The 16,961-nt window shown below is 37.4% G+C and carries 14 protein-coding genes; 9 read left to right on the forward strand and 5 right to left on the reverse strand.

What is annotated here, in order from left to right; translation table 11 throughout:
- Positions 1-599 precede the first annotated feature (599 nt).
- Positions 600-1,892, forward strand: a complete 1,293-nt coding sequence (locus tag OZ002_RS00150) for an adenylosuccinate synthase (RefSeq protein ID WP_002288375.1) — start codon at positions 600-602, stop codon at positions 1,890-1,892.
- A 786-nt stretch (positions 1,893-2,678) separates the two neighbouring features.
- On the forward strand, positions 2,679-3,542 hold the full coding sequence (locus tag OZ002_RS00155) for a DegV family protein (RefSeq protein ID WP_002288377.1): 864 nt from the start codon (positions 2,679-2,681) through the stop codon (positions 3,540-3,542).
- A 128-nt stretch (positions 3,543-3,670) separates the two neighbouring features.
- On the opposite strand, the gene OZ002_RS00160 is transcribed toward OZ002_RS00155, so the two are convergent.
- Positions 3,671-5,293: an ABC-F family ATP-binding cassette domain-containing protein gene (locus tag OZ002_RS00160; protein ID WP_002297801.1), complete on the reverse strand. Its 1,623-nt coding sequence runs from the start codon at positions 5,291-5,293 to the stop codon at positions 3,671-3,673.
- Between the two features lie 249 nt (positions 5,294-5,542).
- Between OZ002_RS00160 and OZ002_RS00165 the strand changes: the two genes are divergently transcribed.
- Positions 5,543-6,064 carry an HdeD family acid-resistance protein gene (locus OZ002_RS00165; RefSeq protein WP_002309892.1) on the forward strand — a complete coding sequence of 174 codons (522 nt, stop codon included), beginning with the start codon at positions 5,543-5,545 and terminating at the stop codon, positions 6,062-6,064.
- A gap of 429 nt (positions 6,065-6,493) precedes the next feature.
- Here OZ002_RS00165 and spxB read toward each other — a convergent pair whose 3' ends face one another.
- Positions 6,494-8,224 (reverse strand): pyruvate oxidase, encoded by a 1,731-nt coding sequence (gene spxB / locus OZ002_RS00170; RefSeq protein ID WP_002288384.1) that lies wholly within the window; start codon positions 8,222-8,224, stop codon positions 6,494-6,496.
- Positions 8,225-8,388: 164 nt separating this feature from the next.
- On the opposite strand from spxB, the gene OZ002_RS00175 reads away from it, so the two are divergent.
- Complete coding sequence (locus OZ002_RS00175) at positions 8,389-9,207, forward strand: ZIP family metal transporter (protein WP_002294342.1); 819 nt, start codon at positions 8,389-8,391, stop codon at positions 9,205-9,207.
- Positions 9,208-9,309: 102 nt separating this feature from the next.
- Here the strand turns inward: OZ002_RS00175 and OZ002_RS00180 are convergent, their stop codons facing one another.
- The gene (locus OZ002_RS00180; RefSeq protein ID WP_002294340.1) at positions 9,310-9,507 is read right to left on the reverse strand and encodes a hypothetical protein; all 198 of its coding nucleotides are present in this window, start codon (positions 9,505-9,507) and stop codon (positions 9,310-9,312) included.
- Between the two features lie 168 nt (positions 9,508-9,675).
- On the opposite strand from OZ002_RS00180, the gene OZ002_RS00185 reads away from it, so the two are divergent.
- Positions 9,676-10,254 (forward strand): TMEM175 family protein, encoded by a 579-nt coding sequence (locus tag OZ002_RS00185; RefSeq protein ID WP_002288651.1) that lies wholly within the window; start codon positions 9,676-9,678, stop codon positions 10,252-10,254.
- 94 nt (positions 10,255-10,348) lie between these two features.
- Complete coding sequence (locus tag OZ002_RS00190; RefSeq protein WP_002294338.1) at positions 10,349-10,486, forward strand: hypothetical protein; 138 nt, start codon at positions 10,349-10,351, stop codon at positions 10,484-10,486.
- A gap of 801 nt (positions 10,487-11,287) precedes the next feature.
- Here the strand turns inward: OZ002_RS00190 and OZ002_RS00195 are convergent.
- A complete protein-coding gene (locus OZ002_RS00195; protein WP_002307299.1) occupies positions 11,288-11,791 on the reverse strand; it encodes a VanZ family protein in 504 nt (167 codons plus the stop codon).
- A 357-nt stretch (positions 11,792-12,148) separates the two neighbouring features.
- On the opposite strand from OZ002_RS00195, the gene OZ002_RS00200 reads away from it, so the two are divergent.
- The 3 genes from OZ002_RS00200 (at position 12,149) to OZ002_RS00210 (ending at position 14,967) form a co-directional block, all read left to right on the forward strand.
- Complete coding sequence (locus OZ002_RS00200) at positions 12,149-13,174, forward strand: FUSC family protein (RefSeq protein WP_002307300.1); 1,026 nt, start codon at positions 12,149-12,151, stop codon at positions 13,172-13,174.
- 322 nt (positions 13,175-13,496) lie between these two features.
- Entirely contained in the window at positions 13,497-14,375 is an 879-nt protein-coding gene (locus OZ002_RS00205) for an acyltransferase domain-containing protein (protein ID WP_016627881.1), read from the forward strand.
- 475 nt (positions 14,376-14,850) lie between these two features.
- Positions 14,851-14,967, forward strand: coding sequence for a putative metal homeostasis protein (locus OZ002_RS00210; protein ID WP_002288644.1), 117 nt, complete (start codon positions 14,851-14,853; stop codon positions 14,965-14,967).
- 410 nt (positions 14,968-15,377) lie between these two features.
- Here OZ002_RS00210 and guaA read toward each other — a convergent pair whose 3' ends face one another.
- On the reverse strand, positions 15,378-16,943 hold the full coding sequence (guaA, locus tag OZ002_RS00215) for a glutamine-hydrolyzing GMP synthase (RefSeq protein WP_002298578.1): 1,566 nt from the start codon (positions 16,941-16,943) through the stop codon (positions 15,378-15,380).
- Positions 16,944-16,961 lie beyond the last annotated feature (18 nt).

Genomic DNA, 16,961 nt, shown 5'->3' on the forward strand with positions numbered 1-16,961 from the left:
TCAGCAAACGTCAAAATATGAGGAACTATTTTGACGTTTGTTTCTCTAATACTCAGGTCAAAACGCTGATCTTACGACCTCTTTTCCTTAAACGGTGTTCTCCTGCCAACTCCTCGGTCACGAGTCACAATATCATCAAACATGAGAAGCAGTTTTTTGAAATTGCTCCTTGTGACTCAGAGTTAAACGGCAGGCTCACAACCTCTTTCTTAAACGGTGTTCAAAAGCTTGCATCTGCGGTAATACGCCCAATCAAACGAAAAATATGAGAAGCTATTTTTGTTTGGCTGTTCTTATTACTTGATGCAGGACAGCTTTTTCACAACCTCTGATTCACGGTGTTCCAGAAGTAGCTTCTTCGAAAAATAAGTCGAAATTTCACAAAAATTTGAGAAGCAATTTTCGTACATTCCTTCTTATTTCTTGAAGCTGACCACTTCTGTTACAACCTCTTTTTTAATAACCATTCTAAAAAGATAAAGTTCGTTTTTTAAGCGTTTTTATAAAATAAAAATAAAAATCATTCGATTTTATTTGAAATATGTATCTATTATTGATACAATGGTTCAGGATTAAATAATATAGAACGAGGTGTTCACATGTCATCTGTAGTAGTAGTAGGTACGCAATGGGGCGATGAAGGGAAAGGAAAAATCACAGACTTTCTCAGTGAAAATGCTGAAGTGATTGCACGGTACCAAGGTGGCGACAATGCAGGGCACACAATTAAGTTTAACGGTGTGACTTATAAACTGCATTTGATTCCTTCTGGGATTTTTTATAAAGACAAGATCAGTGTGATCGGAAACGGCGTTGTAGTCAATCCTAAATCATTGGTTAAAGAATTAGCTTATTTACATGAAAAAGGTGTAGAAACAAGTAATTTGCGTATTTCTGACCGCGCGCACGTAATCTTGCCTTATCATATCAAATTGGACCAATTACAAGAAGATGCTAAGGGCGAAAACAAGATTGGTACAACGATTAAAGGAATCGGACCTGCCTATATGGATAAAGCAGCTCGTGTAGGTATCCGTATTGCAGACTTATTAGATAAAGAAATTTTTGAAGAACGTCTTCGTTTGAATCTAGATGACAAAAACCGTCAATTTGTAAAAATGTTTGATTCAGAACCACTTGATTTTGACGATATTTTTGAAGAATATTATGAATACGGACAACAAATCAAACAATACGTCACAGATACTTCCGTTATCTTGAATGATGCCTTGGATGCAGGCAAACGCGTGTTGTTTGAAGGAGCACAAGGTGTAATGCTGGATATCGACCAGGGAACTTATCCTTTTGTTACTTCTTCTAACCCAGTAGCCGGTGGGGTAACAATCGGAAGCGGTGTAGGGCCTTCAAAAATCAATAAAGTTGTCGGCGTCTGCAAAGCCTATACGTCACGTGTCGGTGATGGACCATTTCCAACTGAATTATTTGATGAAACAGGAGAACAAATCCGCGAAGTAGGACGAGAATACGGTACGACAACTGGTCGTCCGCGTCGTGTAGGCTGGTTTGATTCTGTAGTTATGCGCCATTCTAAACGAGTTTCAGGTATTACCAACCTATCCTTAAACTCGATCGATGTATTAAGTGGATTGGAAACAGTAAAAATTTGTACGGCTTATGAATTAGATGGCGAACTAATCTACCACTATCCAGCAAGCTTGAAAGAGTTGAACCGCTGCAAACCAATCTATGAAGAATTGCCAGGCTGGTCAGAAGACATTACAGGATGCAAAACACTTGCAGAACTGCCAGAAAACGCACGTAACTATGTACGTCGTATCTCAGAGCTTGTTGGTGTACGTATCTCAACATTTTCTGTCGGACCTGATAGAACACAAACAAACATCTTAGAAAGCGTCTGGGCGCAAATCTAAGGATAAAAACGACGACTGAATCAGGACGTTCTTACCAGAGCGAGTCGAAGTGTTTATCTATACGATAATAATAACTTGAAGAGGTAGTGAAAGAGACGTTTAACCTTATTGCCGATAGGCTGTCTCTTGAACACTGTTTATTCAGAATAAGGGACTGTGACAAAAACCGTGTCACAGTCCCTTTTTTCGAATAAACGGTGTTCAAAAGCTTGCATCTACGGCACTAAGCCCAATCAGATGAAAAATATGGAGTGCTATTTTTATCTGATTGTTCTTACTGCTTGATGCAGAGCAGCTTTTTCACAACCTCTCCACTAAACGGTGTTCTCCTGCCAACTCCTCGGTCACAAGTCACAATATTCAACAAACATGAGAAGCTGTTTTTTGAAATTGTTCCTTGTGACTCGGAGCTAAACGGCAGGCTCACAACCTCTTGGTAAACGGTGTTCAATCAGCTGACCCTCGGTATTAGCTCAAAAAACGGCAAAATATGAGGAACTATTTTTTCCGTTTTTTTCTCTAATACTCAGGTCAAAACGCTGATTTCACAACCTCTGATTCACGGTGTTCCAGAAGTAGCTTCTACGGAAATAAGCCGAAATTTCACAAAAATTTGAGAAGCAATTTTCGTAAATTCCTTCTTATTTCTTGAAGCTGACCACTTCTGTCACAACCTCTTATTTTGATTAGAACTTGCGAAAATAAACCGGTTAAAGTGTGTCTAGCGCAAGAGATTTGCTATAATAGACGATAAGGGTAAAATGTAACGAGAAGGGGTTGAAAAATGTGTATCAAATTGTAACAGATTCTTGTTGTGATCTGCCATACCATGTATTAGCAAAAGAAAAAGTTGATTTTTTATCAATGAATCTCCAATTGAATGATCAAGAGTTAGTAGATGACCTCGGAAAGACATTCAATTATGACCGCTACATGAATCAGCTGAAAAATGGTGCGATGCCTACGACATCACAAATCAATGTTGGCCGATATTTAGAATTTTTCCGTTCTTATGCGGAAAAACAGATTCCTGTTTTATATGTGGCTTTTTCCAGTGGATTAAGCGGCTCTTACAGTAGTGCGCTTCAAGCGGTTGAATTGCTGAAGGAAGAATATGAAGACCCTGAGATCTATGTTTTTGATACAAAAGCTGCAAGTATTGGGGAAGGGCTTTTAGTATTGGAAGCTGTAAGATTGAAAAAAGAAGGTAAAAGCATCGAAGAAACCCTAGAGTGGCTGGAAAGTAATTATTTGAAAGTCCATTCATGGGTAACAGTAGACGATCTGAAATATCTAGAACGAGGCGGTAGGATTTCCAAAGCAAGTGCTACTCTTGGCAGTCTATTGAGTGTAAAGCCTATTATTACGGTGGATAAAGAAGGAAGGCTGACGAATGTTGACAAAGTTCGAGGAAGAAACAAGTCGATCCAGACAATCGTCAATGAGACGGTAAAAACAATCGTTGCACCACTTGATCAAATCGTTTATGTGGCTTACGCTGGGGACCTAGAGAGCGCGGAGAAGGCAAAACGGCTTTTGGAAGAACAGATAAAGATGAAAGATGTGAAACTTTATCCATTAGGCCCAACGATTGCCAGCCACACAGGCTATGGCTGTATCGCGATTTTTTCGATGGGAATCAGTCGATAAAAGCAGTAACTCATTCTGTAAAAAAGCCCAGAAATTGATTGTAACAAAAACAGCGACTCTTAAAAGATAGATGAGCATCCTATCTCTTAGAGGTCGCTGTTTTTTTATTTTTTAAGCTAAATAGGCCATTATGCCCATAACTCGTTCAATTGTTTTTGAATATCTGCATTTTCCAAAAATTCATCATATGTCGTATCAGCTCGATCGATCACACCTTTATCCGAAACGGCAATGATGCGGTTTGCCAATGTTTGGATAAATTGATGGTCATGTGACGCAAATAAGATTGAGCCAGTAAATGCCATCAAGCCGTCATTCAATGCTGTGATTGATTCTAAGTCTAAATGGTTCGTTGGATCATCTAATACAAGTACGTTAGCTTTCGAAAGCATCATTTTTGAAAGCATGCAACGGACTTTCTCTCCACCAGATAAAACATTCACTGGTTTCAATACTTCTTCACCAGAAAACAGCATTCTTCCTAAGAAGCTTCTTAAGAAGGTGTTATCATCTTCTTCTTTACTTGCATATTGACGCAACCAGTCTAAAATCGTTAGATCAGTATCGAATTCTTTCGTTGTATCCTTTGGTAAATAAGAATTACTTGTTGTCACACCCCAACGTACTGTTCCAGTATCTGGCGTAATTTCACCCATGATAACTTTGAATAGCGTTGTTGTTGTTATATCATTTTCTGCGACGAAAGCGACCTTGTCTTCTTTGCTCAAATTAAAAGATATATCATCTAAAATTTTCTTTCCATCAATCGTTACACTTACATTTTCTACCTGCAATAAGTCGTTTCCAATCTCACGTTCAGGTTTGAATCCAACGAATGGATAACGTCTAGAAGAAGGTTGGATATCGTCTAAAGTAATTTTTTCAAGCATTTTTTTACGTGAAGTTGCTTGTTTTGATTTTGATGCATTCGCACTAAAGCGGGCAATAAATTCTTGGAGTTCTTTGATTTGTTCTTCTTTTTTGGCATTTGCGTTTGCTTGAAGTTTAGCCGCTAGTTGACTAGATTCCAACCAAAAATCATAATTTCCTACATAAAGTTTGATTTTACCAAAATCCAGATCCGCCATATGTGTACATACTTTGTTCAAAAAGTGACGGTCATGGGATACAACGATCACAGTATTTTCAAAATTGATCAAAAATTCTTCCAGCCAATTGATCGATTGGATATCCAGACCGTTTGTTGGTTCGTCTAGCAAAAGAACATCAGGTTTACCAAATAGTGTTTGTGCTAATAACACTTTTACCTTTTGTCCACCAGTTAATTCACTCATTTGCTGATGGTGCAATTCTTCAGGGATGTTCAGACCTTGCAGTAAAACAGCTGCTTCTGGTTCAGCTTCCCATCCATTAAGCTCAGCAAATTCTCCTTCTAATTCAGCTGCTCGAATACCATCTTCGTCAGTGAAATCCTCTTTCATGTAAATCGCATCTTTTTCTTTCATCACTTCATACAGACGCTTGTGTCCCATGATGACTGTTTCAAGTACAGTATAGTCTTCATAGTCGTAATGGTTCTGTTTCAATACGGCCATCCGTTCATCTGGTCCCATAGTAACGGAACCTGTGGAAGGCTGCAGATCCCCTGATAACACTTTAAGGAACGTTGATTTACCTGCACCATTTGCACCAATCAAGCCATAGCAGTTTCCGGGGGTAAATTTAATATTCACATCATCAAATAGTTTGCGGTCTGAAAAGTGCAAACTCACATCATTTACAGTAATCAATTTTTTTCCTCACTTTTATCATTATTAGTTTTTGACAAGTCTTATAGAATTATATAGGGGAAAGGTAAAAGATTCAAGGCAATCGAACATTCTTTGTGTTTCACGTGAAACAGAATGAAGAAAATAAACATAAAAGAGGAGTAGAAATAGCTGCTATAGGATTTTTTAGTTTGCAACAGCATAATTTTTGACGTTATTTATAAGAGGGAGTACTATAAAACTGTAAAAGAAATGAAAGAAGGATTGAAAATGGATGAAAAAAGAACCATCGACTGGGGCTCATTGATTTTGGGAATTTTATTTGTACTTGTCTCATTGTTATCATTTCAAGACCCTGTCGGAAATTTAGTTGCAATTGTAGTAGTTTTTGCGATTTTTGCCTTTATTAAAGGGATATTTGAACTGTTTGTACGTAATAGATTAAAAGAGCTAACAGGATATAAAGGAAAGATGCCCTTAATAATCGGGATCATCGATATTCTAGTTGGCGTCTTTTTCTTATTCAATATTGGTGCAGGAGTCGCAGCATTGCCTTTTGTTTTTGCAGTATGGTTTATTGCTGATTCCGTTTTAGCGTTATTTACTGCTGACTTGGCAAGAGGAGTAAGTGAAGGATATTATTGGTTTACGATCATCGTCAATATTTTAGGAATTTTATTAGGTATTTTCTTATTGTTTAATCCAATTTCTTCTGCGTTGACATTAAGCTTTTTAGTTGGATTCTATTTTATGTTATTTGGTATCACACATATCGTCTATGCATTTAGATAAGCAAAATCAAACAAATAAAAAAGCCGGCTTCCGATTACAGTTTTACTATTGTAATTGGAAGCTGGCTTTTTTATCATGGACAAATATGCACGAGGTGATTTTTAGGTGTCGAGACAAATTTATGCAAAAATGTGAGAAGCTATATACACAAATTGTATCTTAATACTCGAAGTATAGCGCAGTTGTCACAACCTCTTGATACACGGTGTTTAAAAGCTTGCATCTGCGGTAATAAGCCCAACCAAACGAAAAATAGGAGGAGCTATTTTTGTTTGGCTGTTCTTATTACTTGATGCAGACCAGCTTTTTCACAACCTCTGATAAACGGTGCTCCACCTGCTGCTTCTCGGTAATAAGATCGCTGTCCTAGAAAATATGAGGAACTATTTTCTGTCCATCGTTCTTATTACTCGAAGCATAGCGCAGTTGTCACAACCTCTTTTCATATAATTCATTCAATACTGGCAAATCATGGACTTCATATTTTTCTTTGAATGCTTGGATTTCTTCTTCAGAATATTTTCTTGGATCTAAATGCAGATCTTCTACTGGCAATGGGCGCTTGTTATTGATCTTCACATCGATTACTACAGGACGATCTGATTTTGCAGCTGCATCAAAGGCAAATCGAAGTTGCGAGTATTCTGTGACTGTAAAGCTATTTGCCCCGAGCGCTTCTCCAACTTTACCGAAATCTGCATCTTCTAAAAATACACCAAATTTCTTTTGTTCCGTATCTTCTTGTTCTGCTTCGATGAAACCAAAAGAATCATTCGAAAAGACAACATTAATAATTGGAAGCTGATATTTGACTTGTGTAATGATATCTTGCATGACCATAGCAAATCCGCCATCACCACTTAAGGTAAATACTTGTTTTTCTGGGTAGCTTAGTTGTGCGGCAATTCCTCCTGGCACACCATTACCCATAGTTGCGAACCATCCAGATGTCGTATGTTTTTGTTTACCGTTCATATTCAATAAACGAATAGAATGGATAGTCGTGTTACCGACATCTGTGACGAAAATCGCATCGTCTTCAGCAATACGATTGATTTCTTTATAGACAGCCTCTGGACGAATCGGTTCTTCCTCTCGATCTTCAAAAGATTTCAACCAATTTACCCATTTTTCTTTATTTTCTTGATTTGCTAGGTACCAGCTATCAGCAGGGCGAGCATCCCCTAACTCGACAAGTCTTTGCAAAGCTGTGTTTGCATCACCGAGGATCGACAAAGATGTTTCATGGCGTCGTCCAAATTTTGACGCATCAATATCGATTTGGATAAATTCAGCAGTTGGATTAAAAAATGCACGTCCAAATGGGAAGTCGCTACCGACAAATAAGATCAGATCGGCTTCTGCCAATGCTTCATTTCCGGGTTTAGTAGCGACACGTCCAGCAAAACCAAGAAAGTTTTCATAATCATCAGGAATAATTCCTTTTGCTAGAACGGAAGCGACAACAGGAACTGAAAAATGTTCTGAGAATTCTTTGATTTGCGGAAATCCATTTCGCGTTCCTTGACCAACATAAAGAACTGGTTTTTTTGCTTTTTCAAGATAAGGCAAAGCAGCTAGCAAATCTTTTTCTTCTGGTAATATCACACTTGTTTTATGAGTGTGAGCGGTGGAGAAAGGTTGTTCGTCAATTTCTTCAAAACCAAGATCAACAGGGATAGTCACGATAGCCACGCCTTTATGCTCATAGGCGGCTTTAATGGCTTCATCTACTACATGCGGAAGACTTTGTGGTGTCATGACTGTACGATTGTATACGCTGACATCTGCGAAAATAGGATTTTCATTTAGTTCCTGGAAAGAGTTATAGTTCATGGATGTAGAAGCAACTTGTCCTAAGAACGCTACTAGAGGCACATGGTCCATCTGTGCATCATACAAACCATTGATCAAATGTGTCGCACCAGGTCCTGCAGAGCCGAAGACAGCGCCGACTTTCCCCGTTAATTTTGCATCTGCAGCGGCTGCGAGTGCGCCGACTTCTTCATGACGAACTTGAATGTAGTTGATTTCGGTTTTTTCTTGATATAGCGCATCCATAATTGAATTGAAAGATCCTCCGGGAATGCCGTAAATATGGTCGATACCCCAGCTTTCAAGAACTTTTACCATTGCGATTCCTGCATTGATTTTTGACATGGTGTTTCACTCCTTTAGCAATGATGATACATAAATTTTTTGTATCTAGAGTATAGAACTTTTTATCGAAAATCCCAACTAATTCGTCTTTTCACAAAAATGTAGTCATGTTTTTGGGAATATGCTAGAGTAGTACATAGATAGATTCAAGAGAGGGGAATGGCATGGTTGAATGGCTATTGAGACTTGAACCTTGGCAGCAAGCACTTGCTGGGACAGCTTTTACTTATTTTATGACAGCTCTTGGTGCCGGGTTGGTTTTTTTCTTTAAAGAAATCAAAAAAGAAGTGCTAAACTTGATGTTAGGATTTGCTTCTGGTGTCATGATTGCTGCAAGTTTTTGGTCTTTGTTAGATCCGGCTATTACAAAAGCAGAAGAAAATGGAGATATTGCTTGGCTAGTTGTAAGTATTGGGTTTGGTTTAGGCGGTGTGTTTTTATATATGGCAGATAAAACACTGCCCCATATGCATTTTGGACCACAACATGAAGCAGAAGGATTGCCTACCCATTTAAAACGGACGATCTTGCTTGTTTTTTCTATTACATTGCATAACATTCCTGAAGGTTTAGCCGTGGGGGTAGCATTCGGTGCAGCAGCAACTGCGGATAATCCGACAGCCGCTATATTAGCCGCTGTTTCGGTGGCGCTAGGTATTGGTATCCAAAACTTCCCAGAAGGAGCAGCTGTATCAATCCCGTTGCGACAAGAAGGTCTGAGTCGTAAAAAGGCCTTTGTTTACGGACAAGCTTCTGGAATCGTTGAACCAATTGCTGGAGTGATTGGAGCGCTACTAGTAACGAAAGTGGAGCTGCTGCTTCCTTATGCACTTGCTTTTGCCGCAGGAGCAATGATTTATGTCGTGGTGGAAGAATTGATCCCCGAAGCACAGCAGACATTGTCCAGCAAACGTCATTTTGCAGTTTTTGGTGTCATGAGTGGATTTATCATTATGATGATTTTGGATGTGGCATTAGGATAAATAAAAAAAATATATATGATATATCAAATAGGGCCGCGAACTTATATCGCGACCCTATTTTTTTAGTAAGTTATATCATAATGAAGTGAATGGTATTATACATTAATAATAGTTTTTTCTATGTGTATTTCCTTTGATCCAGCGAACAAGCCAGATGATAAGTGCGATTGGGATTAGAACTTTGACCGCAAACCATAAAAGCCCGCTTAGGACACTGACAAAAAGACTGATGACGAAGCTAGCTGCAATTAGCACTAAAAGAACCATGAAGATATTTAAGAACATATTTTTTTGACGCATACAAAACCCTCCTCTTGTTCATTCTTTACTATAGAAAAAGTATAACAGGGATTGTTTAAAAACACCTCCAACTGAAGACTGATTTTTACTTCATCTACTTAAATGATCAAACAATTGCTTTTTCTCTGGTTTATCATCTAAAATAGAGCGGAAAAGGAGGAGAATATCATGCCTAAAAATCGTCTTGAAGCATTTACAGATGCTGTAATCGCGATTATCATGACTATTTTAGTTTTAGAACTTCATGAACCTAACGGAGATACGTGGGAGGCGCTCGCTGCATTAGGTTACCGATTTTTTATCTATATTGTCAGTTTTATCATTTTAGCGATTTATTGGAACAATCATCATCATTTATTTCAAGTTGTACATAAGATAAATGGACGGGTCTTATGGGCGAACAGTTTCTTTGTTTTTGCGCTTTCGCTTTTTCCGTTTGCAACTTCATGGATCAGTGAGTACATCAATAGCCTGGCTCCAGAAATGACTTATGGTTTTGTTACCTTGACCGCTAATATTGCGTATTATATCTTGGCAAAAGAACTTGTCAAAGCAAATAAAGGCCACGAGAAAGCATTGAAGGCGATGTTGAATAATTACAAGAAATCGTATCTATCGATTGGCTTGAATGTGTTAGGAATTGTCTTAGGGTATTTAGTAGCGCCCGTAGCCGTGCTGATCGCAAACATCGTGATTCTAGCTGCTTGGATCATCCCAAGTCGTACCATCGAATCACAATATCGGTAAAATGATCCGTGTTTAAAATTTAAGAGAAAAATATAGAAAAAATAAATAAACGATCAAATATCCGAGTGATACTAGTATTCAAAGAGGGATGCAGATGGATCAAAAAAGAATTCATGTAGGACTGATTACTAGTTTTGTCACGATGCTTATTTATTTGGATCAAGGTCATTTGACTTGGACAGTAGTTGGTGTCGTAGGATTTTTGACATTATTCACAGCAATAAAAAAATAAACATCTTTATGTAATCTGATGTTCTATCTATTTAAGAAAAGCATGTTTACAGCAGTATGATTCTGTTGTAAACGTGTTTTTATTTGTGGAAAATTTAATTTTTAGAAAAGTGTATCGAAAAATAGATAGTTAGTTTTTCCACAGTGGATAACTTCGTAAGAGATAAAAATAAAAAACTAGTCAAAGAAGGGCGTATAGATTTCTTTTGATAGGAGATATACAACAGAAATGAATAAATATTAACGTGTTTTCAAACAGTATAAAACGGTGTGGTTTTTGGAATAAAAAAATAACGTATCTCATTTTACACTTTTGTTATTTTATACTTAAAAAATAACAACACAGAAAATATCGTGTCTCAGATTTCTCTACTACTTCTAAAAACTACTGTTTTTTTCCTTTGAAATGCCTTCAAAAAGTAGGATCAGGCAGAATATACTGGCAGAATCAAGGAAAAGGGAGCCTAAATAAGGAGAAAAACCATAGAAAATGTAAAGTAATTACTTATAAAACAAGCTTTTTATAGAAAAACAATATACCTGAGCAGGGTATAAATTAAGACGGAATTCCTTTCTAGATTGAGATATTGACTAGGAAGAATGTTAAGCCTTTAAGCTAAAAAACCCTTTTTGTTAAATAAGGGGAATATAGCCTGTCAGTTTCAAACTGCAAGTCGTCCTGCTGCAATAATATAGTAGATTAGAGATGAAAATAGATTATTTTAAACCAATGACTGAATAAAAAGACCGTCATAGATACACATTGGAATGTGTCTATTACGGTCCTTTTTTACGAACGATTTTATCGAAGACGGATAGTGCGTGTCAAAAATAAAAAAGCTACGATTAGAAATAACAATAAAATGTACCCCGAAATAACGGCTAGGCGATCCAACTTATTTGTCGATAGATGTTTGTTTAGAAGCTGATAGGCCCATAAACCTATCAGTCCTCCTGTTGTATTAGTTATCAAATCAGTGATGTCCGCTACTCCAATACCGAATAGGAATTGAATCAATTCTGCCAAGAAGCTTACAAGGAAAATAATCCCTAATTTTTTAGAAAAGGAAAGCCCTTTGAAATTGACATTCAAAAGCACCCCAAAAGGAAAAAAGACAATCAAGTTATAAGTGGTTTCGCGCAAAACCGTCGTATTTTCAAAAGAAAAAGTAGAAAAAGGAACGAGATTGACATTGCTGTAAGAATAAGTGAGAAATTGTGGAAGATTAAATGATAGCTTGAATAAAATCAACCATAATAGAAAGAATAAATAAATCCCTAATAAAAATTTTGATACATACCGCATAGACATCTCCTCCATTTAAAAAGTATACCATCGAAAACCGCTGAAAAATCATAAAAAAGTATGAAGTTTAAGGACCAGCGTAGTTATCGTACGAAAATTAAAAGCTTTTTTTGTTGGGAATCCGGTTTCTTTAACAAAGCTAAGATAGCGAGTTGCTTGGAAAAGTTGCTATCTTTTTTCTGTTAAAACGACTCGGAATGTTCGTGTTTTGTTCTAATTTCTCCAAGTTGTTTACTTTTTGATACTAAGTTTATGAAAAATCAAGAAATAGTTGTTATACTAGGTAATGCTGACAAAAGAGGCTGACATTTCATCTTGGTTCAGCTTTTTTTCCAATTACTAGGAAGGAGGGATAGATTGTTCAAGACTTATTTTCGTTTCAATAAAATACAAGATAATCCTTTTCGTATCATGAATCTGATGCTACTTATCTTTATTGTATTATGGTTAGGTTACATAAATCATGATTTTTTGATTTCAAGTTTTTCATCATTAGGGATCTTTACTTTTTTCTATTATCAAAACATACCGATGAAATATTTGCTGAAACGTATGTTTTTGATCGGTTGTGGTCTTTTGTTTGCTTTCGTTTTGGGGATCTTATCGACTTATGTTTTATGGCTTGAACCATTTGCCGTAGCTTTGGTTGCTTTTTCCAGCAGATTCGTGTTGCGATTATTCCATATCTCTAAACCAGGTGGCTTGTTTTTTGCGATGCTTTCTGCCATGGGAACGAGCATGCAGCTGCCAATCGCTCAATTACCGATCGTCTCGCTTTATTTTTTTATGGGTGTCGTTTTTGCCCTGATTGCGGCAGTGATTACAAAACTACTGGATTCACGGCCTGAGCAGACAATTGAAAAAGCAACTTTAAAAGAAAGATTTCACGAAGAGCCTTTAGTGATCATTGATTCTGTTTTCTACAGCGCTGCCTTATTTCTTTCCGTTTATGTCAGTCACGGCTTGAATCTGCATAATCCTTATTGGTTGACCTTGTCATGTGCATCGATTTTGCTAGCAGAAAACTTGGATGCGATGAAGCATCGACAAGTCCAATATCTGATTGGATCGATGGGTGGGTTATGTGTGTCGGCATTCTTGTCATTTGTGCCGTTTACGCAGTTGCAGACCATTTTTCTGATCACTTTTCTATATGGAATCGCACAATTTCTAGTTGCTAGAAATTATGCAGTTGCTAATATTTTTCTTAATCCGATGGCGTTGATGCTATCTACACTTATTCGTGGAGCATACTTGATTTCTTTGATCGAATATCGTTTTTTAGGGATCGTCATAGGAAGTTTCATCGGTTTAGGTGTTGCGTGGGTAATGACGGTTGGTTTGCAACATTATTTAACGGTTGTTCGTCAAAAATTAGAATAGAAGGACAAATATATGTGCCAAAAGAGGTTATGACAAGATTTTTGTCACAACCTCTAATTCAAGGTGTTCAAAAGCCAGATTCTCAGCATTAAGTCAAATTCACACAAAAATGTGGAAAGGAACTTTCAAAAAAATTTTATATTTATTCTATCAAAAAATTTTGTTTATGATGGTAACTGAATAAACTTTCCTGAGATGGTCAATGCTTTCTTTGAAAGTCTTACAGATATTCTTTCTTCATAGAAAGTTTAAGTTTTATAGTTAGTGTACAATAAAAGTATGTTTATACCATATGGTGTCCGGATAATCAGTCATTTAAACAATGAGGTTCAAAGATATGAAAAGGGGAAATTTGATGAAGAAAATAAGCAATGAAATCCAAATTCTGGCAGAAACTTTAACTCTTCCCAAAGTCGTTATAGACCAAATGATTGTACAAGCAAAAAACATCCTTGATGAGGTGTTTGAGCAATATAGTCATGAACTAATGGATCCTAATAAAGCAAAGGCGGCTGCAAAGAAAATAGACAAAGTCTATGAAGAGGAACCTTTTGCAGCATTAGCTATTTATCTATATGCAGCTTCTCAAAGTTGGAAAAAAATTTATCAACCATTGAAGATTCCAAGAACTATCTATTTGGCAACAATGAATGCTTTTACTAGATTTATTCATGAACATTTCCAAGTAACAGGAAGCTATCGCTTTGACCGTGGTTTTTGGATTTGGCATTACACTAGTGGCTTGATCTTTCGGATTGGTGAATTGGAGTACGAAATGACATATTTTCCGAAAGGGTACACGGATCTAAGATTAGAAGGAAAGCAGTGCCTTTCTCTTCATATTCCTTCCGATGCAGATTTATCTCAGAATAAGATAAGAGATAGTTACGAAAGTGCCATTCGTTTTTTTGAACTTTATTTTCCTGATTACCATTACCAAGTGATGTACACAGATACTTGGTTACTATCACCCAATCTTACTAAATGGTTGAAAAAAGAGTCAAAAATCTGTCTTTTTGCAGCCGATTATCGATTATTATCAGTTGATGAACAGGACGATAATGGAGTCCCTTGGATCTTTGGACGAGTAGATGCCCAAATACATGATTATCCAGAAAGTACGAGTTTACAGCGACAAGCAAAAGAGCAATTGCTTGCAGGCGAGCACATTGGCTCTGGCTTAGGTATTCTCACTTCATAAGTTTAGTACTTCGAAATAGTTTAAAAGAGCGTGAGACAAAAGTAAAGAACACTTTTGTCTCACGCTCTAAACACGTATAAACGGCGGAAGCAGAAGCAACTCCTTCGGAAATAAGCTGAAATTCACAAAAATTTGAAAAGCAATTTTCGTGAATTTCTTCTTATTTCTTGGAGTTAAACGCTTCTGTCCCAGCCTCTTTTTTAGTGTTCTATCGAACAAACAGTATGTTCAATAGGTAAACTAGCTATAACAATAGATATTAAAGTTAACGGACAAGAGGGCCTTTTTTAGGTAGCTAAAACGTAATAATGAAAATTTATTTATAGAGATAGGAGTCAATCAGCTAGTCTGATCGACTGTTTTAACAAGTTGACTTTCTTTTTAACTTTTGATACCATTTAAAACACAAATCGTAATTGTTTCGATTTGTGTTTTTTAGCATGACTACAATCAAAGAAGAAAGTGGGTCGTCCATATGGAAAAAACAGATATCTCAAGTGCATACCGCCGCTTGAAAAGTCCAAATATCAAAACACGAAAACGCGCGCTGAAGATCATCAAAGATGTGAAACGGAATAGTGGGAAAAGGTAAGAAGAAGGAAACTTAATTAAAAAAATAGCCGAAAAACGTTTTTCGGCTATTTTCAATAATCGGTTTTTGTGTAAGGTTTCCGAAAGAACTGCTGTTGATTTTCCATTTTTAACATATGATAAATTGGTAGAATCTTTCTTTTCAATTTGATACCATTCCCTAATTCCAGTTATATAGTTAACTACAGAACCACAAAGCACGTACGTTTATAAAAGTATTATCTGTAGTTATTTTTCAATTCCCTTTCAACCTCTTATTTTGACCAGTAGTATTGATCACTTTACCTTTTAACACCTTTGTTCGTTTTTGAAACATTTTTAGTTCCATTCTGTCACGATAGAAGGTTGGTTACAAAAATAAAAAAAGAACCGCGAACCCCTTTAGTATCAAAGGATTCACGGTTTCTTTTATTATTCCCACTCCACTGTTGCTGGTGGTTTAGAAGTGATGTCATACACGATACGGTTGACGTGGGCTACTTCGTTTACGATACGTACAGAGATTTTTTGCAAGACTTCCCATGGGATACGGGCAAAGTCAGCGGTCATTCCGTCGATTGAAGTTACAGCACGGATACCGACTGTGTAGTCGTAAGTACGTCCGTCACCCATAACACCGACAGAGCGGATCCCTGGAAGAACAGTGAAATATTGCCAGATATCACGGTCAAGTCCAGCAGCTGCGATTTCTTCACGCAAGATAGCATCAGATTCGCGTACGATTTCTAGCTTGTCTTCAGTGATTTCGCCAAGAACACGAATACCAAGACCAGGACCAGGGAATGGCTGACGCCAAACGATTGAATCAGGCATGCCTAACTGAGTCCCTAATTCACGGACTTCGTCTTTGAATAATGTGTTTAATGGTTCGATCAATTCAAATTGCATATCTTCTGGCAGTCCGCCTACATTATGGTGAGATTTGATCGTTTGTGCTGTTTCTGTACCAGATTCGATAACGTCAGTATACAACGTTCCTTGTGCTAAGAAAGAGACGCCTTCTTCACCAGCAAGTTTTGTTGCTTCGTCATCAAAAACATATACGAATTCATTCCCAATGATTTTACGTTTTTGTTCTGGGTCAGATACACCTTTCAACTTGTCTAAGAAGCGATCTCTTGCATCGACTTTGATGATGTTCAAGCCGAATTTTCCGCCTAGACTTTCCATTACTTGTTCCGCTTCGCCTTTGCGTAGCAGACCATGGTCAACGAAGATAGATGTCAATTGGTCACCAATCGCTTTTTGTAAAAGAACCCCAACGACACTAGAATCAACGCCGCCTGAAAGACCAAGCAAGACTTTTTTGTCACCAACTTGTTCACGGATTTTTTCTACTTGCATATCGATAAAGTTATCCATTGTCCAGTTACCTTCACAGTGACAAACATCAAAGGCAAAGTGGCGCAGCAATTCGATTCCGTATTCGGAATGACGTACTTCTGCATGGAATTGGATACCATAAAAATTACGTGTTGTGTCTTGGATAGAAGCAATCGGACAATCTTTGCTTGTTCCGACTGTTTCAAAGCCTTCAGGAACTTTAGTTACCAAGTCGCCATGGCTCATCCATACTGTTTGTTGTTTTGGTGTTTCTTTAAACAAGACAGCTTGATCGCTTGTTACTTCTAACAAGGCTTTCCCATATTCGCGGTTTTTAGCAGGCTCTACGGAACCGCCAAGTTTGTACGTGATCAATTGCATACCATAGCAAATCCCTAATACAGGAATACCTAAATTGAAGATCTCAGGATCGATCCCAAATGCATTCTCATCATATACACTGTTTGGTCCGCCAGAAAGAATGATTCCCTTTGGATTCATCGCTTTTACTTCTTCTGCAGTAATGCGGTGGCTCAATAATTCGGAAAAGACTCCAAGATCACGAATACGTCTTGTGATCAATTGGTTATACTGACTACCGTAGTCTAATACGATAATCTTTTCAACGTTCGTCATATCGGCAACGTTTGTCAAATTTATTACCCCTATCCC

This window comes from Enterococcus sp. E4-150 (assembly GCF_035726465.1).
Classification (GTDB): Bacteria; Bacillota; Bacilli; order Lactobacillales; family Enterococcaceae; genus Enterococcus_B; species Enterococcus_B faecium.

What these genes read in the sequence shown, in the direction of transcription:
- OZ002_RS00150 (WP_002288375.1), top strand. Translation starts at nt 600, where the DNA reads ATGTCATCTGTAGTAGTAGTAGGTACGCAATGGGGCGATGAAGGGAAA.
- OZ002_RS00165 (WP_002309892.1), top strand. Translation starts at nt 5,543, where the DNA reads ATGGATGAAAAAAGAACCATCGACTGGGGCTCATTGATTTTGGGAATT.
- spxB (WP_002288384.1), bottom strand. Translation starts at nt 8,224, where the DNA reads ATGTCAAAAATCAATGCAGGAATCGCAATGGTAAAAGTTCTTGAAAGC.
- OZ002_RS00175 (WP_002294342.1), top strand. Translation starts at nt 8,389, where the DNA reads ATGGTTGAATGGCTATTGAGACTTGAACCTTGGCAGCAAGCACTTGCT.
- OZ002_RS00180 (WP_002294340.1), bottom strand. Translation starts at nt 9,507, where the DNA reads ATGCGTCAAAAAAATATGTTCTTAAATATCTTCATGGTTCTTTTAGTG.
- OZ002_RS00185 (WP_002288651.1), top strand. Translation starts at nt 9,676, where the DNA reads ATGCCTAAAAATCGTCTTGAAGCATTTACAGATGCTGTAATCGCGATT.
- OZ002_RS00190 (WP_002294338.1), top strand. Translation starts at nt 10,349, where the DNA reads ATGGATCAAAAAAGAATTCATGTAGGACTGATTACTAGTTTTGTCACG.
- OZ002_RS00195 (WP_002307299.1), bottom strand. Translation starts at nt 11,791, where the DNA reads ATGCGGTATGTATCAAAATTTTTATTAGGGATTTATTTATTCTTTCTA.
- OZ002_RS00205 (WP_016627881.1), top strand. Translation starts at nt 13,497, where the DNA reads ATGAGGTTCAAAGATATGAAAAGGGGAAATTTGATGAAGAAAATAAGC.
- OZ002_RS00210 (WP_002288644.1), top strand. Translation starts at nt 14,851, where the DNA reads ATGGAAAAAACAGATATCTCAAGTGCATACCGCCGCTTGAAAAGTCCA.